This window comes from Halogeometricum sp. S3BR5-2 (genome assembly GCF_031624635.1).
Taxonomy (GTDB): Archaea; Halobacteriota; Halobacteria; order Halobacteriales; family Haloferacaceae; genus Halogeometricum; species Halogeometricum luteum.
In genome coordinates this window covers 1,005,053-1,026,897 of record NZ_JAMQOQ010000001.1, presented here as the reverse complement: position 1 = coordinate 1,026,897, position 21,845 = coordinate 1,005,053, and the positions used below count along the sequence as shown (strand labels likewise).

Genomic DNA, 21,845 nt, shown 5'->3' with positions numbered 1-21,845 from the left:
CGGACGATGAGCGCGGACGAGACGGCGAACGACGAGTACGACGAGCCCCTGTTCTTCCAGGTGATGCAGTACGCGGCCCGGTCGGACGGGGACGTGGTGGGGATGGTGTCGGGCAACCCCGACTGGGAACCGCCGGCGGCCCTGCGGGACGGCCTCCGGGAGTACGCCGACGCCGACCCCCCGGAGTTTCAGTACCCCGCGAGCGAGGGGCTCCGCCGCCTGCGCGAGGAGATAGCCGCCCGCCGGAACGTCGACGCCTCCCGAATCGTCGTGACGAACGGGACGGGAGAGGCGAACTATCTCGCGATGGCCGGGGCGATGGAACGGGACGCAGGACGCGAGTTCCTCCTCACCGACCCGGTGTACCCCTACTACCCGGGGAAGGCGACGATGCTCGGCGGGACGGCGACGAAGGTGCCGGTGCTGGAGAGCGGCGACCCCGACGTGGCGGCGATGCGCGAGGCGGCCTCCGCGGAGACGGCCGCCGTCCTCGTCAACACGCCGAACAACCCGACGGGGGCGGTGTACGACCGCGAGACGGTCGAAGCCCTGCACGACATCGCCGAGGAAAACGACGCCCTCCTCCTCGTCGACGAGGTGTACGACCACTTCGACTTCTCCGGGGAGTTCGAGAGCGCCCTGACGCTCGACTCCGACCGCGTCGTCGTCACGACGGGCTTCTCGAAGTCGATGGCGATAACGGGCTTTCGGGTCGGGTACGCCGTCTTCCCCGAGGACCTTGTGGAGGCCGCGAAGACGCGCCACATGCTCGTGAACGTCGCCACCACGCGCCCCGGACAGATGGCCGTCCACCGCGCCCTCGAGGAGACGCCGACCGAGTACTACGAGGAGACGCGCGAGATGCTCCGCGAGCGCATCGCGTCGTTCACCGACGCTCTCGACGCCGCGGGCGCGACGTACACGACGCCGAAGGGGGCGTTCTACGTGATGGCGCGCTTCGACGACTTCCCGGGAACGATGGCCAACGTGGAGAAACTGATAGACGAGGCGGGTGTCGCGGGGATGCCCGGCGAGGCGTTCGGCGAGGCGTACGACGACTGGATCCGCTTCGCCCTCGTCACGCCGCGGGCCGACGAGGCGGCCGAACGCCTCGACGACTACTTCGCCTGAGCGCGGGGGACACGCCGACGGCGGCGACAGCAGTGACGACGGCGACGCCGGCCTCCCGTCGCTCGCGGGACGACGGGACCGACGAGTACACAAGCCCCGACCGCGTGGCTCCCGCCATGACGAACATCGACGTCGAACCCGTCGACCGCGTCGACGACGACGACGCGCACGACGGTCACGCTGCGGAGGGCGACGCGGAGGAGTCGACGGAGCTCTCGGTCGACGTGGAGACGCGGACGACCGACGGCGCCGACCTCCCCGACAGGGTCGACGCGCCGGAGTACGTCCTCTACGGCGGGAAGGGCGGCGTCGGGAAGACGACGATGGCGGCCGCGACGGCCCTCGCCTCGGCCGCCGCCGGCACGTCGACGCTCGTCGTCTCCACGGACCCCGCCCACTCGCTGTCCGACACGCTCGGCGCTCCCGTCCCCGCCGAACCGGCGCAGGTGCGCGACGACATGCCCCTGTACGCCTCCGAGATAGACCCCGACGAGGTCATCGACGGGCCGTTCGCGTCCGAGGAGGACGCGGGCGGGTTCGACGCCGCGGACCTCGACGCCGACGACAATCCGTTCGAGGACGACGGGACGGGCGGTCCCGGACAGGGCGGCGCGGGCGGTCAGAATCCCTTCGGGATGGACATGGGCGGCATGGAGGACGTGTTGGGAGATATGATGGGCCCGGGGTCGATGCCCGGCGCGGACGAGGCGGCGGCGATGCAGCAGTTGCTCGCGTACCTCGACGACCCGCGGTTCGACCGCGTCGTCGTCGACACCGCGCCGACGGGGCACACCCTTCGGCTGCTGGAACTGCCCGAACTGATGGACTCGATGCTCGGACGCATCGCCCGCATGCGCCAGAAGTTCTCCGGGATGATGGACCAGATGAAGGGGATGTTCGGGGGCGGGAACCCGGAGGAGGGGATGGCCGACCTGGACGAACTGAGAGAGCGCATCGAGCGACTGCGCGCGGTGCTGCGCGACCCCGAACGGACGGACTTTCGGGTCGTGATGATCCCCGAGGAGATGAGCGTCGTCGAGTCGAAGCGCCTCATCGACCGCCTCGACGGTTACGGCATTCCGGTGCAGACGCTCGTCGTCAACCGCGTCATGGAGAACCTCGCGGACGTGACGACGACGCCCGTCGACTCCGAGTGGGTCGTCTCGCCGAACCTCGAGGAGTGCGAGTTCTGCCAGCGCCGGTGGGCCGTCCAACAGCGCGCCCTCCAGCGCGCGACGGACCTCTTCCGCGGCCGCAACGTCAAGCGCGTTCCTCTCTTGGCCGACGAGGTGAGCGGCGAGGAGGCGCTCCGCGTCGTCGCGGCGTGTCTGAGCTGAAGGTCCGGCCGGTCGCGTCTCGGCGCTTCAGGCGAGTTTTCTGAGGTAGCTGTACGCCGTGTCGACCCACGAGTTCGGTAAGTACCGCGCGAGGGCGGCGACGCGGGCCGGCGTGCCGGGGAAGTAGCGCGACCGGGGCTTCGTCGAAGAGGCGGCGTCGACGATGTCCTCGGCGACGCGTTCGGGCGGGATGGCCGCCGGGCCGGCGCCGCCGAGCACCTGCGAGTCCTCGAAGATGTCGTACCACGACTCGTACGCCCCGGAGCGTTCGATGCCGGGAATCTCGTTGGTTCCCTCGACCTGTTCGGCCGCCCGGTCGGAGAAGTTCGTCGCCACCGGGCCGGGTTCGACGAGGACGGCGTCGACGCCGTACTCGGCGACTTCGTTGCGCAGGGCGTCGGTCATCGCGCCGAGGGCGAACTTCGACCCCGAGTAGACGCCGCCGCCGGGGAAGGAGATGCGCCCGGCGACGCTGGAGACGTTGACGACGGTGCCCTCGTCCTGCCGGCGCATGTGAGGTAAGACGGCGCGGGTGAGGCGGTGGGGGCCGTAGACGTTCACGTCGAACTGGCGGTGGACCTGCTCGGTCGGCACGTCTTCGAGCGGCCCGAACTGGCCGTAGCCCGCGTTGTTGACGAGGCAGGTGATGTGGCCCTCCTCCTCGACGATGCGGTCGACCACGCGGTCGACGTCGTCCTGTTCGGTCACGTCGAGCGTCGCCAACTCGCAGCCCTTCTCCCCCAGCGTCTCGATGTCGGCTGGGTTGCGGGCCGTCGCGTAGACGCGCCAGTCCTCCTCCAGGAACGACAGCGCTGCGGCGCGACCGATGCCGGACGAACAGCCCGTGATGAGAACCGTCTTCGGATGCACGTTCACGCACTCTCCCCGCGTCGAGTTAATAGTTCTTCAGTCGCGTCGCCGCCCTACACGTACTCGCCCTTCGCCTCCTCGGCGTAGGCGTCGGCCTCGCGGGTCGGTTCGGGGAGCTTGTAGCCGCCGCAGAGCCGCGAGACGAGGTCCGTCGCCGTTGCCACCGACACGCGGTGACCCGGGCTGACGTACAGCGGGTTGATGATGGGTTCGGAGTCGTACTGTCTGGACTGGTAGGCGTGCCCGATGGGGTCGCCGGCCGCGGCGTTCTCGACGGAGTCGTCCGCCAGCACCTCGGTCCGCCAGCCCTCGGGTCGGCCGTCCGTCTCCTCCGTCGTGCGCCCGCACAGCAGGTTCTTCGCCACGCCGACGCTCGGCACGTCGAAGACGACGCCGAGGTGCGTGGCGAGGCCCGCCTGCCGGAAGTGGATGCGACCGCTGCCGTCGAAGACGACGAGGTCGGGGTCGGAGTCGAGTTCCTCGAAGGCGGCGACGATGGGGCCACCCTCGCGGAACGACAGCAGGCCCGGAACGTAGGGGATGTCGAGGTCGGTCACCGCGTGGACCCGTTCGACTACCTCGCCGCCGCGCATGACGACGATGGCGCTGACCGCCTCCTCGTCGAGGAACGCCTGGTCGACGCCGGCGACGAGGGGTCGCTCGCCCGTCAGCGACGCGCCGGTGCCCAAGGAGACCTCGGCGGGGTCGAACTCGAACGCGTCGGTCCACTCGGCGGCGTCGGCCACCTCGAACTGGAGGTCCTCCATCTCCTCGCGGGAGAGCGCCGGGTCGGGGAGGAACTCGGGGTTGGCCGGGCGCACGGTCAGAACCGCCCCGGTCCACCCATGCCGCCGCCGCCACCGCCGCCGCGGCCGAACTGGAGCGACTCGGGCGTTCTGACGCTGTTCTTGACGTGCGCGCCGTAGAGCAGACCGACCACCAGTCCCGCGAGGTGGGCGAGGTGGGCGACGTTGCCGCCGAGGGCGCCGGCGCCGCCGGTGACGCCGAACCCGGCGACGATGCTGAACGCGGCGAAGCCGAACGTCAGGACCCACAGGGGCATCGGGATGACGAAGTAGAGATACACCCTAAGTCCGGGGTTCAACACGGTGAGGACGCCGAGGACGCCCATGATGGCGCCCGAGGCGCCGACGACGCCCGCGCCGACGGCCCCGACGGTCAGGAGCGTGCTCGCCACCTGCGCGAGGCCCGCGAGGATGCCCGCGGCGAAGAACAGGAGGACGAACCGCCTGGTGTTGATGTAGCGTTCGACCACCGGGCCGAAGAAGTACAGCGCGATGCTGTTGAACGCGATGTGGGTGAAGCCGCCGTGGGCGAACATCGACGTGACCCACGTCCAGACGTACCCGATGTGTCCCGGCCGGAGGACGAACACGGTCTGCCAGAGTTCGGTCCGCGGGCCGAACCCGAGTAGCGGGAAGACGAAGAACTGGAAGGCGAAGGTGATCCACATCAGTCCGAGGAACACGTAGGACATGTTCCCCCGGAAGTAGCTCATCGGCCCGCCCGTCCCGGTGAGGCGGTCGAGCGCCCCTTTCGTGCGGCCCTGCTGGTTCACCGAGTCGTCGAAGCCGCTGTCGAACACACCCGAGGGGTCGTTCCACTCCGAGAGGCCCGGGCAGTCGTGGTTCTCCGGCAACCGATGTTCCGCACAGAACGTCCGCCCGCAGCGCCGACACTGATACGGGAGGTTCTCGTGCTTCCCGCACTCGTCGCACGTAGCCATTGCACGGGGCTAGTCGGCGGCGGCTAAAAGGGGTTCCCCTCGTTCGGAGGTCACTAACCCCGTTCGGGCGGCGGAAATGGGCCCCCGATAGGGTGCGGAGAAGCGCGTCGGGTCCACCCGAGATTCGTTCCCGAACACTCGGGGGAGCGCTACGGCGTCCCGTCCTCGTCCCCGGGCGTCTCGACGGCCCCCTCGCCGCCCGCGTCGTCCGCGTCCGCGGTCTCGGGGTCGAAGTTGCGCGGGACGACCGTCGCGTGCGCGATGCCGAAAGTGGGTTGTTTCGCTGCCATCTCTACGTGCACCTACGACCGTGAGGGTCTAAAAATTACCCATGCGCATAATTCATCGCCGGCGTGCGCCGTGATAACTCGCGGACATGCGGGCGAGGAGAAAAGACGGCTCCGTCGGGCGTTACGCGAAGTTCTCCTCGTAGAGGTCCATCGCGTGTTCGATGGCGTCCTTCGCGGCGTCGGCGTCCTCCCAGCCCAGCGTCTCGACTTCCTTGCCCTTCTCTAAGTTCTTGTACGTCTCGAAGAACTCGGCTATCTCGCGCTTCTGCTGTTCGCTGAGGTCGTCGAGGTCCTGCACGTCGTCGTAGCGGGGGTCCTCCGTGGGGACGGCGATGACCTTGTCGTCCTTCTCGCCGTCGTCGTCCATCCCCATCAGGGCGACGGGGCGGGCCTCGATGATGCACCCGGGGAACGTCTGGTCCTCGACGAGGACGAGGACGTCGAACGGGTCCTCGTCGTCGTAGTACGTCCGGGGCATGAAGCCGTAGTCCGAGGGGTAGTGGACGTTCGAGTGGAGGACGCGGTCGAGGACCACGCCGGGGATGTCCTTGTCGTACTCGTACTTGTTGCGTTCGTTCTTCAGGCACTCCACGACGGCGTAGATCACGTCGGGCGCGTCGGGACCGGTCTCGATGTCTTCCCAGAGGTTAGTCATGCGTCTCTCCCGTCGCACAAGGCCGAAAAAGTCCTTTCGCATTTCGAAGCCCCGGAGGAGCGAACGAACGCGGAGCGACGGGACCCGTTTCGCCCGACTACGGCGCCCCACTCAAGAACGGTATTCTCCTGGGAGTCTGCCGAGAGCATCGATTATTCGGACCGGCGGAACGTAAGCCTCCGTATGTGGGCGTCTTAGTACAGTTCTATGCACGGTACTCCCGAGTTCACCTTCGAAGCATCCAGATGTAATCGACTAAACAAAGCGTCAGTTGAGAAGGGTTAAATAGTTAGGTGACATTTTTGCAACTATGTCAGAGGCACAAACAGTCAACGGCTCCGGGCTGGCTCGCGATCTGACCGCGTTCCAGCAGAACATCCTCGTCATTCTGGCCGAGGAACCGATGTACGGACTCGCGATCAAGCGCAACCTCGAAGACTACTACGGTACCGAGGTCAACCACGGGCGCCTGTACCCGAACCTCGACGACTTAGTCGAGATGGGACTCGTCGAAAAGAGCGAACTGGACAAGCGGACGAACCAGTACGAACTGACCGAGAAGGGCCATGACGCGGTCCTCGACCGCTTCGCGTGGATGCTCGACAAGTTCGTCACCGACGAGACGCGCGCCGACGAGGTGCGCGAACTCATCGACGCGAACCTGTAGCGGCGACGACGAAGGGAAAGAGTTCCTCAGAACTCGGGCACGTCCGCTCCGGCGGCCTCGAACACGAGTTCGACGCTGTCGCGGACGACGGACTCCTGTTTTTGCGACGGCCACGCGTTGCGCGGATAGTACTCGCTCAGGAACTCCGCCACCTCGTCGCGCGAGGCGGTGTCCATCCGGCGCACGTAGTGGTTGCCCATGAAGTCCGCGAAGACGCGGGCGTTCGCCGCGTGGACGGCGCCGCCCTCGGCCTCGACGGCGTCGACCAACTCGGCGTTGTGCGCCTCGACGGCGTCCCAGTCGCCGTCGACGTCCGCGCCGGTCAGCGGTATCTCGTAGGCCCGGTCGGTGTCGTCGATGCGGTCGGTCCGAACGGTGTCGCCCTCCATCCACTCGGCCGGATGCAACACCAGCGTCTCGTCGGCGTCGCGGACGCGCGCCGTGAACCCGTGCTCCGCGAGCACCTCGTCGCGTCGCTCCCGGTAGGCGGCCGCCTCGTTCTCGTCGACGGCGTCGCGCGCGAGTCGCGTCAGTCGCTCCGCGGCGTCCACCGCCGCCTCGGGCAGTTCGCCCGTCTCGTCCTCTTCCGCGACCGGCGCGCCGCGGTCGGCCGCCTCCGCCACTCTGCTCTCCTCTCCGCGGTCTGTCTCTTCAGGCATGGTCGAGGGCCTCGTTCGCTAGGGAGTCGGCGCGGTCGTTTATCTCCCGCGGGACGTGTTCGAGCGTCCAGCGGTCGAACCGTTCGAGCAGTTCGCGGACCCGGACGCGACGCTCCTTCAGTTCGGGGTTGTTCGTCCCGTACTCCCCGCGGACCTGCTTGACTATCAACTCGGAGTCGCCGCGCACGTCCACCTCGTCGAAGCCGAACTCCGCGGCGGCCTCCAGCGCCCGGATGAGCGCCTCGTACTCCGCGCGGTTGTTCGTCGTCTCGCCGATGGTCTCGGAGCCCTCGCCGACGATGCCCTCCGAGTTCACGATTGCCCACCCGACCGCCGCGGGACCGGGGTTGCCCCGACTCGCGCCGTCGAAGTAGACGTGCGCCCGGCCGCCGGACTCCCTGAGGAGGGCGAGCAGGTCTGTCGGACGCGCCCCCTGCACGACGACCTTGTCGTCGTAGGCGACGGCGTTGGCGTCGCCGCGGGCGGCGCGCCAGCGTTCGTACTCCGTGTTCCCCTCCTCGACGTCGACCCCGGCCTCCTCCAGTCGCCGCCGGGCCTCCTCGGGGTCGCAGTCTGCTGTCGGCATATCCGTCCCTTCGGCGGCGCCCCTAAAGCGGGTTCGTTCCGCGGCGCTCGGATGTCGCTGTCGCCGGGAGGGGGTCGGCGGTCGACTCGGTCAGAATTATTATGTGAACACGTGACAGTTTCCCACTATGACCGACGAGACGGCCGTCGTCGCTCTCGCGCGCGGGTCCCGCCGGCCGGCGACCCCTCCGCGGACGACGTCCGGGGGGTGGTGACCGTGGTGGCCGACGGCGTCCACGTGCTGCTCGCGGTTTCGCTCGTCGTCTCGGTGCTGCGCACTCGGCGGGCGGAGCCCTACCTCGTCGCCATCCTGGCCGCCAGCGTGCCCGACCTGGACAAGTACCTGTTCACGCCGTTCGTCTACGCCGGCTACCTCTCGGGTCCGCTCTGGACCCACCGCGGCATCACCCACTCTCTCCTCGCCCTCCTGCTGTTCGTCGGCGCCGCCCGCGGCGTCGGCCACTGGCGGGCGGCGGCACTCGGCTACGGCTCCCACCTCGTCGCCGACTACCTCACCGGCGGCATCCGCCTGTTCGCCCCGTTCACCGTTCGGCTCTACGGACTCTACTACGACTGGATGCTCGGCAACGTCGTCGCCGGGTCGTTCGCGGTGGTCGTCACGCTCGTCGGTCTGGCCGCCATGCTCCGACTCGACGCGGGCGACGACGACGGTGCCGGCGCCAGTACCGGCACGGGCGCTCTGACCGTCGACGACCGCGACCCGTTCGACCGGTTCTCGCGGTGGTGGTTCCGGTGACGACTCCGACGGCGATTCCGACGAGGCGCTCGGGGGGTCACAACGCCTATGGACGCGGGAGCTGAACGCTCCGGGTCGATGGCGGACTCCTCGACGCCGACGGTGCGACGCCGGGCGCTCTTGGCCGCGGCCGGCGGAACGGCCGCGTTCGCCGGCGGCTGTCTGGGACGAGTGCGGCGGTTCGTCGACTCGGACTCCCCCCGGCGGGTACGGGTGCGCGTCGCGACCCTGCCGAGCGACACCGACCCGTACGCCCGCCGCATCGCCCGTCAGGTGGCGGAGTGGCTCCGGACGGCCGGTCTCGGCGCCACCGTCGTCCCGATGGCCGAGGAGGAACTGTACCGTCGCGCGCTGCTCCGCGGGGAGTTCGACCTGTTCGTGGCGCGCCTCCCCGCGCAGTTCCGGCGGCCGGACGCGCTCTACCCGCTGTTGCACTCGCGGTTCGTCGACGGACCCGGCTGGCAGAACCCGTTCGGCTACGAGAACGACCGCGTCGACGACCGACTCGACGCGCAGCGACGGGCGTCGGGGCGGCGCCGCATGCGACTGGTTCGGGAGTTGCAGTCGACTATCGCCCGGACCCAGCCGTTCACGCTGCTCGCCGTCCCCGACGACGTCAGGGCGGCCCGGCGGACGGCGTACACGGGGTGGCGGGGGGTCGACCTCCGGTCGCCGCTCGGCTATCTCTCTCTGAATCGAACAGAGGGGGCGGCCGAGTCGCGCGCCGGCGGACAGCGCCGCGACGACACGCTCCGACTGGCGGCCACCGACGAGCGCCGGACGGCGAACCTCAACCCCCTGTCGGTCGCACACCGGAGCGACGGCGTTCTCACGGGTCTGCTGTACGACCCCCTCGGGTACGCCACCGACGAGGGCGTCGAACCGTGGCGCGCCGACTCGTGGACGCTCTCCGACGACGACGCCCCGGTCGGCCGCGTGCGACTCCGCGAGGGGACGACGTGGCACGACGGGGAACCGTTCACCGCCGGGGACGTCGCGTTCACCTTCGCACTGCTCTCGGACACGACGCTCGGTGAGGGGGAGGGGGCGACTGAGGGCGAGGATGGGAGTGAGGGCGAGGACGACGGCGGCGGCCCGGTCCCCGCCCCCCGGTACCGCGGACTGACCACGCTCGTCGACGAGGTGGTCGCCGCGGACGAGACGACGGTCGAGTTTCGGTTCGTCGAGTGCGCGCCGAGCGTCGCCGCCCACGCGTTCACCGTCCCGGTGCTGCCCGAACACGTCTGGCGAGAGCGGACCGCCTCGGTCTCCCGCGAGGGCGACGCGGACCCGACCACCGAGGCGCTGACGGCCGACAACGTCCCGCCCGTCGGGAGCGGTCCCCTCCGGTTCGAGGGGAGCACGTCGGGGCAGGAGGTGGTGCTCGAACGCTTCGACGACCACTTCCTGACCGGCGAGGCCGCCCCCGGGACGCTGGCGCGGCGGGTCGGCGACGTCCCCTTCGAGCGCTTCTCGGTCCGGGTCGTCGGCACCGGGGTGACGGCCGTCGAAACAGTCGCCGGCGGCGAGGCGGACGCCACGGGGACGCCCGTCGGCGCCGACGCCGTCCCGCGCATCGGCCGCTCGGACGCCCTGGAACTTCTCGTCGAGCGCTCGCCCGCCCCCTACGTCGTCGGCTACAACGCCCGCCGGCCCCACCTCTCGGACGCCCCGTTCCGCCGAACGCTCGCGCGACTCCTCGACGCCGAACACGTCGTGGAGGCGGTGTTCGACGGCTACGGGCGGCCGGCGGTCGGTCCGCTCTGGGACACTCGCTGGTATCCCGAGTCGTTCGAGTGGACCGACGGCAACCCGGTGACCCCCTTCCTCGGGAGCGACGGCGACGTGGATGCCGGACGGGCGAGGGAGGCGTTCCGAGCGCTGGGCTACCGGTACGAGGACGGCGCCCTCGTGGTCGGCCCGTGATGCGATTTTTGCGGTCCGAATCCGTCGTTGAGGCCCTCACGAGCGCGTTCTCTCCGCCTCCCGATTCGTCCAAGGGTTTAAGTCTGACGCGACACCGACTATAAAAATGCGATGACACGGCCTACTCGCCAGCGGGAGCGAGACGGTGATCGAGTACGATGGAACCGCGAGCGTCGGGACGAGGACGCCGCCGAGGAGCAGACCGAAGAGGAGAACGAGGACGACATCGACTTCGAGGACATGGACGAGGAGGACCTCGTCCGGACCGGCGACGGCGAACTCATCCACGAACCGACCGGTATCGTCGTCGAGGAGGAACAGATAGACCCCGGTCCGGAGTGGCGGGCGTTCAACCACTCCGAACGGCAGTCGAAGTCCCGCGTCGGCGCGCCGACGACGCAGACGATGCACGACAAGGGGCTGACGACGACGATAGACTGGAAGGACAAAGACGCCTACGGGCGCTCCATCTCCTCGCGGAAGCGCTCGCAGATGCACCGGCTCCGCAAGTGGCAGGAGCGCATCCGGACGAAGGACGCCGGCGAGCGGAACCTCCAGTTCGCGCTCTCGGAAATCGACCGGATGGCCTCCGCGCTTGGCGTGCCCCGGTCGGTCCGTGAGGTCGCGTCGGTCATCTACCGCCGCGCGCTCAACGAGGACCTGATTCGGGGACGCTCCATCGAGGGCGTCGCCACGTCCGCGCTCTACGCCGCCTGTCGAAAGGAGGGCATCCCGCGCTCGCTCGAAGAGATATCCGACGTCTCCCGGGTCGAGCGAAAGGAAATCGGACGGACGTACCGCTACATCTCCCAGGAACTCGGACTGGAGATGAAGCCCGTCGACCCGAAGAAGTACGTCCCGCGGTTCTCCTCGGAACTCGAACTCTCGAAGGAGGTGCAGTCGAAGGCCAACGAGATAATCGAGACGACGGCCGAGAAGGGTCTCCTGTCGGGTAAATCGCCCACGGGATACGCCGCCGCGGCTATCTACGCCGCCTCGCTGCTCTGCAACGAGAAGAAGACCCAGCGAGAGGTCGCCGACGTGGCGCAGGTGACCGAGGTCACCATCCGAAACCGGTACCAAGAGCAGATCGAAGCGATGGGCATCCACGGCTGAGGACCGGTCCCGTCCCGCCCCGACCACGCGTCGCCGCCCGGCCGTTCTCGACGGCGGCGAACGCCCGCGAACGAACCGCTCTTCGAAGTCCCGATTCTCCCGGATTCTCCGCGTTTCGCCCGCCCGCGACAGGTTCAAGCGGGTCGCGCGGCTAGAGAAATCGACCAGATGCGCCTCGACGAGTACATGGACCTCGCGGCGGAGTCCGAACGCGCGAAGCGGCGCCGCCTCGCCCAGGAGAAGTCCTACGACATCCTCGACCACCTGGAGGACTTCCAGCACCGCTTCGAGGAGACGGTGCAGGGCGACTCGCTGTTCGGGAGCGTCTCGCCGTCCATCTTCGTCGGCGCGTCGAACTACCCGAACGTCTCGACGGGCATCCTCTCGCCCGTCGGCCGCGAGGACGACGCCGCGAAGTACGAGACGTCCGCCGGGTGGTACGAGGAGGGCGTCTCCATCGAGGACGTGTTCCGTCGGCGCACGAGCCTCCTGAACTCGAATCGTCCCACGGAGGTGCAGAACGTGAACGACGCGTGGGACGGCTTCCTCGGCGTTCAGCGGGAGGTGGCCATCGCCGACCGGCCGGTGAGCGTCGAAATCGGCCTCGACGGCCGCCCGGACGTCGACTTCGACGTGGGGCGCGACGACATCGCCACGCCCACCGGCCCCCGCGCCCGCGCCCGGTCGGCCGACCTGGCCGAGAACCCGCACGTTCCCCGTCCAGTGAAGAAGACGCTGGAGGACGACGACTGGAACGCCCAGGGGGCGATGAACTACCTCTATCGGCGGGGGTTCGACGTGTACGACATCAACACCATCCTCTCGGCGGGGGCGCTGGGACAGGGGGAGAACCGCCGTCTCGTCCCCACGCGGTGGTCCATCACGGCCGTCGACGACACCGTCGGGCAGTTTCTACGAGGCGGAATCCGGACGAACCCGAGCGTCGACACGGTGGAGATTCACCGCAACGAGTTCCTCGGCAACGCCTTCTGGGTGATTCTCGCCCCCGGCGACTGGGAGTTCGAGTTGGTCGAGATGAAGGCGCCGGGCAGCGTCTGGAACCCCGACCCCGAGGCGGGGATGTGGCTCGCGGCCGACGGCGAGGGGTTCGAGGGCCGGACGGGCTACGTCGAGGAGACGGCGGGCGCGTACCACGCCTCCCGCCTCGGCGCGTTGGAGTATCTCGACCGGCGGGGCAGGCAGGCGAAGGTGCTCGTCCTCAGACACGTCTCCGACGACTACTGGGGGCCGGCGGGCGTCTGGCAGGTCCGCGAGTCGGTCAGAGACGCCTTCGAGGGCGAGTCGGCCACCGCGGAGACGTTCGCCGCGGCGGTCCGGCAGGTGACGGAGTATCTCCCCGTCTCCGCGGGCGACCTGCGGCGGAAGTCGACGATGGCGTCGGGACTTCAGACGAGCCTCGGCGACTACTCGTAGACGAACGCTTTTTCCCCCACCCGCCGCTCTCGGCGGTATGCTCACGCTCGCAGTTCAACTTCAGGTCGGCGTGCCCGGCGGCGCCGGCGCACTGCTCGCTCTCATCCTCTACGGCCTGTTCGCACTCGTTCCCGTCGGCGCTCTCCTCGCGGCCGCCTACTTCCTCTATCAGATCCGCGCGGACACGAACCGCATCGCGGACTCGCTCGAACGGCTCGAAGAGCGCGTTTGATTCCGGCGGACGACGGCTCCGGCCGAATAAACGGGTTGGCACACCATGCACCGGTCCTATCGGGGGAGCCGACGTGGTTTCGCGTATGGATCAACGGGCAACGGCGTCGGGGCCGCTGTCGCGGAGTCGCCGTCTCACCGCGCTGGTCGTCCTCAGAGAGCACGGCGCCGCGATGACGCCGGCGGAACTCGCGGCGGCCGTCGCGCGGCGCGAGAGCGGGCGCTCCCCGTCGACGGTGGAGAACGGCCACGTCGAACGAGTGCTGCTATCGCTGCGCCGCTCACACCTCCCCGCGCTGTCGGACGCCGGCCTCCTGACGCGCGACGGCGTCTCCGACCCGGACGCGGAGGAACGCGTCGGACTCGCCGCGGACGCCGTCGACGCCGACGCCCGCCGGGTTCTCGACGCCGTCTTCGCGTCCGACGCCGAGGACGAGTCGGCGACCGAGGCTTAGACGCCGAGTCAGCCCTCGGCGGCGACGAGCGTCGTCGTCACCAGCGAGACGATGGCGCGTCTGAGCCGTTCGGTGACCGCCTGGTCCGAGACGCCGAGTTCGTCCGCCAACTCGACCGTCGTGCACCGCCGCGGGATGTCGTAGTACCCGCTGTCGACGGCGATGAGGAGCGTCTCGCGCTGGACCTCGGTCAGCCCGTCCCACGGTTCGGCGTCCGCCTCGTCGGGGCTGTAGACGCGTTCGATGTCGAGCGAGACGTCCCTCTCCTCGCAGGTGGCGCGAAACGCCGAGAGCGCGCGGTGGGTCGGAAAGTGTATCTCCAGTCGCCACTCGTCGAGGGCGCCGCGCGCGCTGAACAGGTGGGCGCCCGCCGCCGCGAGTCCGGAGAAGAGCGCGTCCTCTCCGGGGTCCCACCGCAGTGCGAACCGGACTCGGTCCCGGAAGACGTCGACGACGCTCACGCGTTCGACCGACGGGGACGCCTCCATCGAGGCGGCGAGCGCTTCCGGGTCGCGGTCGCAGTCATAGACGAGAAAGAACGGAACCGCGTCTTCACCCAGCGGTACGAGCGTTTCGAGTTCGACCTTCGTCCCCCATTCGAGGTCGAGAACCCGCCCCAACTCGAACTCGGAGGGCTGAATACAGAGTTCTACGATGACACTCATGATCGGCTTGTCGATTGCGAGTTCACCCTATGCCGACAAGATACGATGGCTTGGTACACCATGCAGGCGGGGGGTGACCGCCGTCCCGCGGGCCGGTCGCGACATCACAGTCGGACTACTGGTTGCGCAGGTGTTAATATATCGGCGTCCTGCGTATCAACGTATAGCACGGTTCGACGGTCGAAACGCCGCCACAGCGACGACGAGCACACGAACGAGACCATGTCACCACCCAGTTCCCCGGACCCGACGGTCCGCACCGCGTCGGAGTTCAACGCGGCGCTGCGAGCGCTCATCGAATCCGCACACGACAACGGCGTCGACGTGGAGGGCGGATGGGAGTGTCGGACCTCCTCGGAGGTTCCCGATTGGGACGTCGTCGTCGTCGAGTTCGACGAACGGGCGGGCGCCGCCGACGAGTGAGGCCCGCGCCGTCGGGTCGGGGTCCGCTTTCGCCTCCGCCTCTGCCTCCGCTTACGCCGCGTCGAGGTTCGAGAACGCCTCGTCCGCGAGTCGTCCCGTCTCGGCGATGATGTCCTCCATCTCCTCGTCGTCGGGCGCGAGGCCGACGAGGCGGCCGATGCGCATGATGCTCACGTGATACACCGTCTGGACGCCCGGCTCCTCCTCCCAGACGACGACGTTGCAGGGGAACAGCCCGCCCATCCGCTTCTCGGAGGCGTCGAGCACCCGGTCGGCGATGGCCGGGTTGCACGCGCCGAGGACGTAGTAGGGGTCCCGGTCCGCGTCGACTTTCTCGTTCAGCAACTCGGAGGGGGAGAACTCGACGGGCACGCCGAACCCGGCGTCGACGAACGTCTCGCGAACGTGTTCTATCGCCTCCTCGTGGTCCATCCGGAGCGTCGCGCGCTTCTCGCCGACGTCGCCGTCCGAGAGCGCCTCGGGGTCGATTGGGAGCGTCATCCTCTCGGGTTACGGCGCCGTCGGGGAAAAGCTACGGGAACGTCGCCTCGGCCCGACGGCTCAGAGCGGAATCGGAAGCCAGCGGAGCCATCCCAGCACCGTCTCCGTGGGGATGAGCGGGTCGTGCAGGACCAACCAATCGAGGAGGACGAGGCCGAGTCCGTGTGCGACGATGGAGGGGAGGATGGAGTCGCTGTCGTAGTCGACGGCGCCGAACAGCACGTCCGTCGGCGCCGAGAGCACGAGTTCGATGGGCGGCTTGCCGACGTGGTGAAGCGCGTAGACGACGGGGCTGATGAAGACGCTCTTGAAACCGAACTCCTCGCTCACGCCGACGCAGAGCAGGCCGCGGTAGTACGTCTCCGCGGCGACGACGACGAGCAGTTGCTGGAGGGCGTGCGGGACGAACGCCGCGAGTGCGGTGCTCGTCTCCCACATCGGGTAGTACGCCCTGACGCTCGGCAGCGACGACCCGACGACGTAGAACGGGAGGACGAACGCCGAGATGAGAACCGTGTTTCGGAGGGCGCGTCGGTTCACCCGCCAGCCGAGATTGCGGCCGTGCGTGACGGCGAGAGCGGCGGGGAAGACGATGAAGACGACGGCGTCCCGGAACGCCCGGTAGGTGAGGTCCGACGGCGGGACGGTCCACGTCCCCCACAGGAGCGCGAGGAACAGCCCCGTCAGTAGCGACTTCTGCAGCCACGAGAGCCCGGTCACCGAATCGCGGAGCCGCGAGAGCGAGACGCCGAACACCGAGAACCGTCCTTCGACCGCCTATCGCGTTTGCTTCGTCTCGACGGGACCGTTCCCGACGACGGACTGCACCTCGTCGACGAACTCCTTTCGGGTCTCGAAGTAGGAGACGTCGACGTCCTCGAACACGTCCGAGAGCGTCCGCGGCCCCGACGGCGTCCGGACGACGGCGTCTCCCTCCTTCTCGAGGAGGCGTGATCTCTCGCGCGGCCACGTCAACCGCGAGGCGACCCGGGCGAGCGGTTGGCCCTCGACGGGCGTCTCCTCGCCGAGTTCGACGACGGGTCCCTCGTCCTCGTTCTCGTCCTCGTCTGCCATGTCGTGCGCTTTGCCACCGCCGGCAATAATCCCTTCGACACGGTCGCACGCCGGCGGCGCCTCCGCCTCGTCCCGCGCTGACGCGGACCCCGTTCGCCGTCGAATTAGTCGGATACTGTGATTTTACACCGTGAGTATATGTGTCGTACGAGCGTCTGACGCATCGTTTTGTGTGCGGGGACTATACACACGCGCATGACCAGTCTCTCGGAGGCCTATCACACAGGGGAACGCGCGGGGCCGAGCCTCCGGCGACTGTCGCTCGGACTGGGGGTCTTTCTCTTCGGCGTCGCCCTCGTCGTCGCGGGTATCGTCGTCGCCACGACGGACCTGCTCCTCGGCGATATGACGCTCGGAGGCGTCCGCGAACTCGGGGGTATCCTCGCGGGCGTCGGCGTGCCGATGGTGTTCCTCGGCATCTTCACCGTCACCCCGTCGAGCGGACTCACGAAGGCGGCGGCCGTCGTCGGCGCGGGCATCGCTCTGGTGGGCGTCGCGCTGTTCCGGTACGCCTACCCCTGCCGGTGGTCCGGGGCGACCGGCTGTCCCCCCGGTTACGGCGACTTGACGCTTCTGACGGTGGGTATCTACTTCCTCGGTGCGCTGACGACGTTCTGGTGTCTGTTCGTCGGCGTCGCCAACTTCAAGACGCGGAACGCGCCGGGCGGCACCGCCACGGTACAGGTGACGAAGAAGGGCGAGACGCGCTACGTGGAGGTCGACCGCTCGCGCGGATTCGGCGGCATCGGCTTCCTCGGCGGCACGCCCGATTCGGAGGCGGAGACGCAGACGGGCACCTCCGGAACCGTCTCCGACGGCGGCACCGACCCCGAACCAATCACCTCGCCGCGGGGGGCGAACGAGACGCGCGGTCCGAACGGGCCGCAGGGGCCGCAGTCACCCTCCGGCGACGGGTCCCGACAGTCCCAGCCATCGCACCCGGCCGACGCCTACTGCGGTAACTGCGCGCACTTCGACTACGTCCGCACCGACGACGGCATCGTGCCGTACTGCGGCTACCACGAGGAACTCATGGACGACATGGAGGCCTGCGACCGCTGGACGCCCCGCGGCGAGCAGTAGTCGGCCCTCGCCCCCTCTCTCTTCTCACCGGACCGAGTCCAACCGCGCCGCCACGTCCGTCCAGTGACTCCCCTTCCAGAACACCTGCCCGCAGTCCCGACACCGCCAGAGCGGGCGTTCGTCGGGGTCGGGCGCGTACTCCGGCACCGACTCCCCGGCGTCGACGCGAGCGACCGACCCGTTGCACGACCCGCACCGCGTCGGGCGGTCGTCGAGGCTCGGAGAGTAGCCCGCCGCCGCGAACTCGGCGAGTTGGTCGGTCACCGATTTGGAGGCGAGTAGGATGCCCCCGTCCGCCCGGGCGGCGAGGCGTTCGTCGCGGGTGACCAGCGTTCGGCCCTCCTCGCGCGCCCGTCCGAGAACCGCGTCGTCGCCGGGGTCCGGGCCGTCGTCGAGCACGTAGGCGGCGTCGTAGCCGCACATCCGCAGATAGGTGGCCAGTTTCCCGAGCATCGAATCGAGGAGGAGGGGGTCGGCGTCCGAGGGAGTCGACCCGGCGTCCGATTCGGACGTCAATGCAGGAACGAGCGCAGGTCCTCGACCGACCGCGCGTTCAGCAGGTCGTCGGCCTCGCACCACCCGCGGCGGGCGGTGTGGACGCCGTAGCGGACGTAGTCGAGGCCGCCGGGGGCGTGCGCGTCGGTGTTCGTGACGACAGTCGCTCCCGCCTCGATTGCGACCCGCGCGAGTTCGCCGCGCAGGTCGAGGCGGGCCGGGTCGGCGTTGATTTCGAGGGCCGTCCCCGCCTCGGCGGCGGCCGCCGCGACCCGTTCGACGTCGACGTCGAGGCCCGGTCGCTCGTTGATGAGGCGGCCCGTCGGGTGGCCGAGGACGTCGACGGAGGGATGCTCGACGGCGGTCACGAGCCGTTCGGTCGCGGTCTCGCGGTCCTGCCCGAGGGCGGCGTGCGGCGAGGCAACCACGATATCGAGTTCGGCCAGGAGGTCGTCGCCGACGGAGACGCCGCCCTCGGCGTCGACGTTCGCCTCGACGCCGGGGAGGAGTTCGAGGTCCGCGTCGGCCGTCGCCGTTTCAACGGCGTCCGCCTGCTCGCGGAGTTCGTCGTCCGAGAGGCCGACGCCGCCGACCATCCCCGGCCCGGTGGCGTGGTCGGTGACGGCGTAGTAGTCGTAACCTCGCTCCTCGGCGGCGGCGACCATCTCCCCGAGGGAGTAGCGCCCGTCGGACCAGTCCGTGTGGGTGTGCAGGTCGCCGCGCACGTCCGAACGCTCGACCAGCGTCGGGAGCGTTCCCTCCCGCGCGGCCTCGATTTCGCCGGCGTCCTCGCGGATCTCCGGCGGAATGAGGGGCAGGCCGACGGCGTCGTACATCGACTCCTCCGTCTCGCCGGCGACTCGCTCGCCCGCCCGTTGGTCGGCGTCGGGGTCCTCGACCTCGGAGACGTCGAACACGCCGTACTCGTTCATCTTCAGCCCCCGTTCGATGGCGACGTTCCGGACCCGCCGGTTGTGCTCTCTGTTCCCGGTGAAGTACTGGAGGGCGGCGCCGAACTCCGCGGGGTCGACGACGCGCAGGTCGACGCGGACGCCGTTCGAGCGGACGCTCGCCTTCGACTCGCCGGCCTCGATGACGCCGCTCGCGGCCGGCCAGTCGACGAACGCGTCGACGACCGCCCCCGCCTCGGCGCTGGCGACGAGGACGTCCACGTCCCCGATGGTATCGCGCCAGCGCCGGATGGACCCCGCGACGTCCGCTCGCTCGACGGCGTCCTCCTCACGGAGGTACGAAAGCGCGTCGTCGGCCAGCGGTCGGGCGTCGCCGAGGCGTTCGCGCTCCTGCGCGCGCCGGGCGAACGGCACGTTCTCGCGGATGTTCTCCTCCGTCTTCGGCCCGAACCCGGACACCTCGCGTATCCGCCCCTCCTCGGCGGCGGCTTCGAGTTCGTCGAGCGTGGTGACCCCGAGCGCCTCGTACAGCGAGGCGACGGTCTTCGGGCCGACGCCCTCGACGCTCGTCAGTCCCGCCATGTCGACGGGGAGTTCCTCGCGGAGTTCCTCTAGCTCTCCTATCTCGCCGGTCTCGAAGTACTCGACCACCTTCGCGGAGATGGCCTCTCCGACGCCCTGTATCTCCCCGACGGCGTCCTCGCCCTCGGCTGCGAGTTCCTCGACGGGGCGGGCGTGCGCCCGGATGTTTTCGGCGGCGCGGCGGTACGTGTTCGGCTTGTACTCGACGTCCTTCGCCTCCAAGAGGTCGGCGAACTCCTCGAACAGCGACGCAACCTCGTCGTTTCGGCTCACGGGCTCACCGCCCCCCGCGGCCGGACCCGCCGTCGCGGCCGAGCGCCTGCTTCAGGAAGTTCATCCAGCGCTTCTGGTCCTGTGCCTCCTGCAACTGCGCCTCCTGTTCGAGGTTCGCGGGACGCAGTTGTTCGAGGGCGTTCAGCGCCCGGTCGATGCCGACGATGCTCTCGACCAGTCGCTCGCCCTCCTCGTAGCTCACCTCGTTCTCTTCGATGCGCTGGAGGCGTTCGAGGCGTTCGCGCCGGAGGTTCTTCTTGGCCCGGTCGACCCGTTCGCGTTCGCCCTCCGGAATCGTGTCGCGTCGCTTTATCTCGAAGACGAAGTCGCGCAGTTCCACCTCCTCGCCCTGCACGTCGATGGCGTCGGGGATGTCCACGCCCACCGTGGCGCCCTCGCGGTTGACCCGTTCCAGCAACTGCTTTCGCTCGAACTCCTTCACGGTTGTCGCCCGTCGATAGGAACGGGCGACACTTCGCTCCTTCGCCCCCGACGCCGGCGCTCGGCGGCCGCCGAGCGCCCGTTCTCGTCGCGTCGCAGTCACCGGCAGACGTTCGGACGTAGAAGAACCTTCATATGGCGTCTCCGGGAAGGAGTGGTATGGGTTTGTTCGACCGACTACGCGGGCAAGACGACCCGCGTGTCGCCTTCATCGGAATCGACGGCGTTCCCTTTAGTCTCCTCGCCGACAATCCCGACGAGTTCCCCAACATGGCGGCCCTCGCGGACGCCGGTAGCGCCGGCGCCATCGAGAGCATCGTGCCGCCGGAGTCCTCGGCGTGTTGGCCCTCGCTCACCACGGGAGTCAACCCCGGCGAGACGGGCGTGTACGGCTTTCAGGACCGTGAGAACGGCTCCTACGACACGTACGTCCCCATGGGGCGGGACGTGCAGGCCACCCGACTCTGGGACCGCGTGACCGACGCCGGGCGCAAGGCAACCGTGATGAACGTCCCCGTGACGTTCCCGCCGCAGCGGAACGTCCAGCGGATGGTCTCGGGCTTCCTCTCCCCCAGCGTCGACAAGGCGGCCTACCCCGACGACTTCCGGGACTACCTCGACTCGATGGGATACATCATCGACACGAACGCGAAACTCGGGCACAAAGACGACAAGACCGAGTTCGCCGAGAACGCGCACAAGACCATCGACAAGCGCTTCGAGGCGTTCACGCACTACCTCGAACAGGACGACTGGGACCTCTTCTTCGGCGTGTTCATGACCACCGACCGGGTCAACCACTTCCTGTTCAAGGACTACGAGGACGAGACCCCTGACAAGGAGAAGTTCATGGAGTTCTACCGCAAGGTGGACGACTACCTCGGCGAGATTCGAGAGACGCTCGCCGACGACGTGACGCTCGTCGTCGCCTCCGACCACGGGTTCACCTCGCTGGACTACGAGGTCCACTGCAACGCCCTGCTCGAAGAGGAGGGGTGGCTCTCCTACGAGGACGACGACCACGAGCAACTGGACGACATCTCCGACGACACGCTGGCGTACTCGCTCATCCCCGGCCGCTTCTACCTCAACCTCGAGGGCCGCGAACCGCGCGGCGCCGTCCCCGAGGAGGAGTACGACGAACGCCGCGACGAACTGAAGGAGATGCTCGAGAACCTCGAAGGCCCCGACGGGCGGAAAGTCGCGGACCGCGTCGTCGAGAAGGAGGAGGCGTTCCGCGGCGACCACGACGACATCGCGCCGGACCTCGTCGTCGTCCCGAACCACGGCTTCGACCTGAAGTCCGGGTTCAAGGGCGACGCCGACGTGTTCGGACAGGGTCCCCGCAACGGGATGCACAGTTTCGACAACGCCTCGCTGTTCATCGACGACTCCGACGCCGCCATCGAGGACGCGGACCTCTTCGACATCGCCCCGACCATTCTCGACCTGATGGAGGTCGACTACAGTCGAACCGACTTCGACGGCGCGAGCCTGCTCACGCAGTAAGCGGCGCGTCGGCCGACGCGCCCGCGTC

Annotated in this window: 26 protein-coding genes; 12 read left to right on the top strand and 14 right to left on the bottom strand. The window is 68.9% G+C overall.

Annotated elements, in window-relative coordinates; genetic code table 11:
• The first annotated feature begins 6 nt into the window (after nucleotides 1-6).
• Entirely contained in the window at nucleotides 7-1,131 is a 1,125-nt protein-coding gene (locus NDI79_RS05320) for a pyridoxal phosphate-dependent aminotransferase (protein WP_310927398.1), read from the top strand.
• A gap of 116 nt (nucleotides 1,132-1,247) precedes the next feature.
• A complete protein-coding gene (locus NDI79_RS05315; protein WP_310927397.1) occupies nucleotides 1,248-2,468 on the top strand; it encodes an ArsA family ATPase in 1,221 nt (406 codons plus the stop codon).
• Nucleotides 2,469-2,495: 27 nt separating this feature from the next.
• Here the strand turns inward: NDI79_RS05315 and NDI79_RS05310 are convergent, their stop codons facing one another.
• The 5 genes from NDI79_RS05310 to NDI79_RS05290 all read right to left on the bottom strand — a co-directional run bounded on the left by NDI79_RS05310 (nucleotide 2,496) and on the right by NDI79_RS05290 (nucleotide 6,030).
• Nucleotides 2,496-3,338, bottom strand: coding sequence for an SDR family oxidoreductase (locus NDI79_RS05310; RefSeq protein ID WP_310927396.1), 843 nt, complete (start codon nucleotides 3,336-3,338; stop codon nucleotides 2,496-2,498).
• A 53-nt stretch (nucleotides 3,339-3,391) separates the two neighbouring features.
• Nucleotides 3,392-4,159 carry an endonuclease V gene (locus NDI79_RS05305; RefSeq protein WP_310927395.1) on the bottom strand — a complete coding sequence of 256 codons (768 nt, stop codon included), beginning with the start codon at nucleotides 4,157-4,159 and terminating at the stop codon, nucleotides 3,392-3,394.
• 2 nt (nucleotides 4,160-4,161) lie between these two features.
• On the bottom strand, nucleotides 4,162-5,085 hold the full coding sequence (locus NDI79_RS05300; RefSeq protein ID WP_310927394.1) for a rhomboid family intramembrane serine protease: 924 nt from the start codon (nucleotides 5,083-5,085) through the stop codon (nucleotides 4,162-4,164).
• 149 nt (nucleotides 5,086-5,234) lie between these two features.
• A complete protein-coding gene (locus NDI79_RS05295) occupies nucleotides 5,235-5,375 on the bottom strand; it encodes a hypothetical protein (protein ID WP_310927393.1) in 141 nt (46 codons plus the stop codon).
• Between the two features lie 121 nt (nucleotides 5,376-5,496).
• The gene (locus NDI79_RS05290) at nucleotides 5,497-6,030 is read right to left on the bottom strand and encodes an inorganic diphosphatase (protein WP_310927392.1); all 534 of its coding nucleotides are present in this window, start codon (nucleotides 6,028-6,030) and stop codon (nucleotides 5,497-5,499) included.
• Nucleotides 6,031-6,340: 310 nt separating this feature from the next.
• On the opposite strand from NDI79_RS05290, the gene NDI79_RS05285 reads away from it, so the two are divergent.
• Nucleotides 6,341-6,697 carry a PadR family transcriptional regulator gene (locus NDI79_RS05285; RefSeq protein ID WP_310927391.1) on the top strand — a complete coding sequence of 119 codons (357 nt, stop codon included), beginning with the start codon at nucleotides 6,341-6,343 and terminating at the stop codon, nucleotides 6,695-6,697.
• 26 nt (nucleotides 6,698-6,723) lie between these two features.
• Here NDI79_RS05285 and NDI79_RS05280 read toward each other — a convergent pair whose 3' ends face one another.
• Together NDI79_RS05280 and rnhA are read right to left on the bottom strand one after the other, a co-directional pair.
• Nucleotides 6,724-7,356 carry a DUF7108 family protein gene (locus tag NDI79_RS05280; protein WP_310927390.1) on the bottom strand — a complete coding sequence of 211 codons (633 nt, stop codon included), beginning with the start codon at nucleotides 7,354-7,356 and terminating at the stop codon, nucleotides 6,724-6,726.
• Entirely contained in the window at nucleotides 7,349-7,942 is a 594-nt protein-coding gene (gene rnhA, locus NDI79_RS05275; protein ID WP_310927389.1) for a ribonuclease HI, read from the bottom strand. Before rnhA ends, NDI79_RS05280 begins: the two co-directional genes overlap by 8 nt.
• Nucleotides 7,943-8,149: 207 nt before the next feature.
• Between rnhA and NDI79_RS05270 the strand changes: the two genes are divergently transcribed.
• The 6 genes from NDI79_RS05270 (at nucleotide 8,150) to NDI79_RS05245 (ending at nucleotide 13,860) form a co-directional block, all read left to right on the top strand.
• Nucleotides 8,150-8,698, top strand: coding sequence for a metal-dependent hydrolase (locus NDI79_RS05270; protein WP_310927388.1), 549 nt, complete (start codon nucleotides 8,150-8,152; stop codon nucleotides 8,696-8,698).
• A 48-nt stretch (nucleotides 8,699-8,746) separates the two neighbouring features.
• Nucleotides 8,747-10,624: an ABC transporter substrate-binding protein gene (locus NDI79_RS05265; protein ID WP_310927387.1), complete on the top strand. Its 1,878-nt coding sequence runs from the start codon at nucleotides 8,747-8,749 to the stop codon at nucleotides 10,622-10,624.
• A 111-nt stretch (nucleotides 10,625-10,735) separates the two neighbouring features.
• A complete protein-coding gene (locus tag NDI79_RS05260; protein WP_310927386.1) occupies nucleotides 10,736-11,740 on the top strand; it encodes a transcription initiation factor IIB in 1,005 nt (334 codons plus the stop codon).
• Between the two features lie 168 nt (nucleotides 11,741-11,908).
• Nucleotides 11,909-13,174, top strand: a complete 1,266-nt coding sequence (gene nreA / locus NDI79_RS05255) for a DNA repair protein NreA (protein ID WP_310927385.1) — start codon at nucleotides 11,909-11,911, stop codon at nucleotides 13,172-13,174.
• Nucleotides 13,175-13,211: 37 nt separating this feature from the next.
• The gene (locus NDI79_RS05250) at nucleotides 13,212-13,406 is read left to right on the top strand and encodes a hypothetical protein (protein WP_310927384.1); all 195 of its coding nucleotides are present in this window, start codon (nucleotides 13,212-13,214) and stop codon (nucleotides 13,404-13,406) included.
• 85 nt (nucleotides 13,407-13,491) lie between these two features.
• Nucleotides 13,492-13,860, top strand: a complete 369-nt coding sequence (locus tag NDI79_RS05245) for a DUF7344 domain-containing protein (protein ID WP_310927383.1) — start codon at nucleotides 13,492-13,494, stop codon at nucleotides 13,858-13,860.
• A gap of 8 nt (nucleotides 13,861-13,868) precedes the next feature.
• Here NDI79_RS05245 and NDI79_RS05240 read toward each other — a convergent pair whose 3' ends face one another.
• Nucleotides 13,869-14,525 carry a helix-turn-helix domain-containing protein gene (locus NDI79_RS05240; RefSeq protein ID WP_310927382.1) on the bottom strand — a complete coding sequence of 219 codons (657 nt, stop codon included), beginning with the start codon at nucleotides 14,523-14,525 and terminating at the stop codon, nucleotides 13,869-13,871.
• Nucleotides 14,526-14,747: 222 nt separating this feature from the next.
• Here NDI79_RS05240 and NDI79_RS05235 point away from each other — a divergent pair, with 222 nt between their 5' ends.
• The gene (locus tag NDI79_RS05235; protein WP_310927381.1) at nucleotides 14,748-14,948 is read left to right on the top strand and encodes a hypothetical protein; all 201 of its coding nucleotides are present in this window, start codon (nucleotides 14,748-14,750) and stop codon (nucleotides 14,946-14,948) included.
• A 51-nt stretch (nucleotides 14,949-14,999) separates the two neighbouring features.
• On the opposite strand, the gene NDI79_RS05230 is transcribed toward NDI79_RS05235, so the two are convergent.
• The 3 genes from NDI79_RS05230 to NDI79_RS05220 all read right to left on the bottom strand — a co-directional run bounded on the left by NDI79_RS05230 (nucleotide 15,000) and on the right by NDI79_RS05220 (nucleotide 16,523).
• Nucleotides 15,000-15,449: a DUF302 domain-containing protein gene (locus tag NDI79_RS05230; protein WP_310927380.1), complete on the bottom strand. Its 450-nt coding sequence runs from the start codon at nucleotides 15,447-15,449 to the stop codon at nucleotides 15,000-15,002.
• Between the two features lie 60 nt (nucleotides 15,450-15,509).
• Nucleotides 15,510-16,151 carry a CPBP family glutamic-type intramembrane protease gene (locus NDI79_RS05225; protein ID WP_425499581.1) on the bottom strand — a complete coding sequence of 214 codons (642 nt, stop codon included), beginning with the start codon at nucleotides 16,149-16,151 and terminating at the stop codon, nucleotides 15,510-15,512.
• 75 nt (nucleotides 16,152-16,226) lie between these two features.
• Entirely contained in the window at nucleotides 16,227-16,523 is a 297-nt protein-coding gene (locus NDI79_RS05220) for a DUF5789 family protein (protein ID WP_310927378.1), read from the bottom strand.
• A gap of 195 nt (nucleotides 16,524-16,718) precedes the next feature.
• Here NDI79_RS05220 and NDI79_RS05215 point away from each other — a divergent pair, with 195 nt between their 5' ends.
• Entirely contained in the window at nucleotides 16,719-17,606 is an 888-nt protein-coding gene (locus tag NDI79_RS05215; RefSeq protein ID WP_310927377.1) for a cell division protein CdpA domain-containing protein, read from the top strand.
• Between the two features lie 24 nt (nucleotides 17,607-17,630).
• On the opposite strand, the gene NDI79_RS05210 is transcribed toward NDI79_RS05215, so the two are convergent.
• The 3 genes from NDI79_RS05210 to NDI79_RS05200 are packed head-to-tail and all read right to left on the bottom strand — an operon-like array spanning nucleotide 17,631 to nucleotide 20,309.
• The gene (locus NDI79_RS05210; RefSeq protein WP_310927376.1) at nucleotides 17,631-18,122 is read right to left on the bottom strand and encodes a Mut7-C RNAse domain-containing protein; all 492 of its coding nucleotides are present in this window, start codon (nucleotides 18,120-18,122) and stop codon (nucleotides 17,631-17,633) included.
• Nucleotides 18,119-19,867: a DNA polymerase/3'-5' exonuclease PolX gene (polX, locus tag NDI79_RS05205; RefSeq protein WP_310927375.1), complete on the bottom strand. Its 1,749-nt coding sequence runs from the start codon at nucleotides 19,865-19,867 to the stop codon at nucleotides 18,119-18,121. Before polX ends, NDI79_RS05210 begins: the two co-directional genes overlap by 4 nt.
• Before the next feature lie 4 nt (nucleotides 19,868-19,871).
• A complete protein-coding gene (locus NDI79_RS05200; protein WP_310927638.1) occupies nucleotides 19,872-20,309 on the bottom strand; it encodes a DUF5788 family protein in 438 nt (145 codons plus the stop codon).
• 158 nt (nucleotides 20,310-20,467) lie between these two features.
• Between NDI79_RS05200 and NDI79_RS05195 the strand changes: the two genes are divergently transcribed.
• Nucleotides 20,468-21,817, top strand: a complete 1,350-nt coding sequence (locus tag NDI79_RS05195) for an alkaline phosphatase family protein (RefSeq protein WP_310927374.1) — start codon at nucleotides 20,468-20,470, stop codon at nucleotides 21,815-21,817.
• Nucleotides 21,818-21,845 lie beyond the last annotated feature (28 nt).

Bases quoted from the DNA above. Each gene is read 5' to 3' on its own strand.
- nreA (WP_310927385.1), top strand. From the start codon at position 11,909: ATGCGCCTCGACGAGTACATGGACCTCGCGGCGGAGTCCGAACGCGCG.
- NDI79_RS05235 (WP_310927381.1), top strand. From the start codon at position 14,748: ATGTCACCACCCAGTTCCCCGGACCCGACGGTCCGCACCGCGTCGGAG.
- NDI79_RS05240 (WP_310927382.1), bottom strand. From the start codon at position 14,525: ATGAGTGTCATCGTAGAACTCTGTATTCAGCCCTCCGAGTTCGAGTTG.
- NDI79_RS05230 (WP_310927380.1), bottom strand. From the start codon at position 15,449: ATGACGCTCCCAATCGACCCCGAGGCGCTCTCGGACGGCGACGTCGGC.
- NDI79_RS05250 (WP_310927384.1), top strand. From the start codon at position 13,212: ATGCTCACGCTCGCAGTTCAACTTCAGGTCGGCGTGCCCGGCGGCGCC.
- NDI79_RS05280 (WP_310927390.1), bottom strand. From the start codon at position 7,356: ATGCCTGAAGAGACAGACCGCGGAGAGGAGAGCAGAGTGGCGGAGGCG.
- NDI79_RS05260 (WP_310927386.1), top strand. From the start codon at position 10,736: ATGACACGGCCTACTCGCCAGCGGGAGCGAGACGGTGATCGAGTACGA.
- NDI79_RS05290 (WP_310927392.1), bottom strand. From the start codon at position 6,030: ATGACTAACCTCTGGGAAGACATCGAGACCGGTCCCGACGCGCCCGAC.
- NDI79_RS05215 (WP_310927377.1), top strand. From the start codon at position 16,719: ATGACCAGTCTCTCGGAGGCCTATCACACAGGGGAACGCGCGGGGCCG.
- NDI79_RS05300 (WP_310927394.1), bottom strand. From the start codon at position 5,085: ATGGCTACGTGCGACGAGTGCGGGAAGCACGAGAACCTCCCGTATCAG.
- NDI79_RS05295 (WP_310927393.1), bottom strand. From the start codon at position 5,375: ATGGCAGCGAAACAACCCACTTTCGGCATCGCGCACGCGACGGTCGTC.
- NDI79_RS05320 (WP_310927398.1), top strand. From the start codon at position 7: ATGAGCGCGGACGAGACGGCGAACGACGAGTACGACGAGCCCCTGTTC.
- NDI79_RS05195 (WP_310927374.1), top strand. From the start codon at position 20,468: ATGGGTTTGTTCGACCGACTACGCGGGCAAGACGACCCGCGTGTCGCC.
- NDI79_RS05245 (WP_310927383.1), top strand. From the start codon at position 13,492: ATGGATCAACGGGCAACGGCGTCGGGGCCGCTGTCGCGGAGTCGCCGT.
- NDI79_RS05315 (WP_310927397.1), top strand. From the start codon at position 1,248: ATGACGAACATCGACGTCGAACCCGTCGACCGCGTCGACGACGACGAC.
- NDI79_RS05265 (WP_310927387.1), top strand. From the start codon at position 8,747: ATGGACGCGGGAGCTGAACGCTCCGGGTCGATGGCGGACTCCTCGACG.
- NDI79_RS05220 (WP_310927378.1), bottom strand. From the start codon at position 16,523: ATGGCAGACGAGGACGAGAACGAGGACGAGGGACCCGTCGTCGAACTC.
- rnhA (WP_310927389.1), bottom strand. From the start codon at position 7,942: ATGCCGACAGCAGACTGCGACCCCGAGGAGGCCCGGCGGCGACTGGAG.
- NDI79_RS05285 (WP_310927391.1), top strand. From the start codon at position 6,341: ATGTCAGAGGCACAAACAGTCAACGGCTCCGGGCTGGCTCGCGATCTG.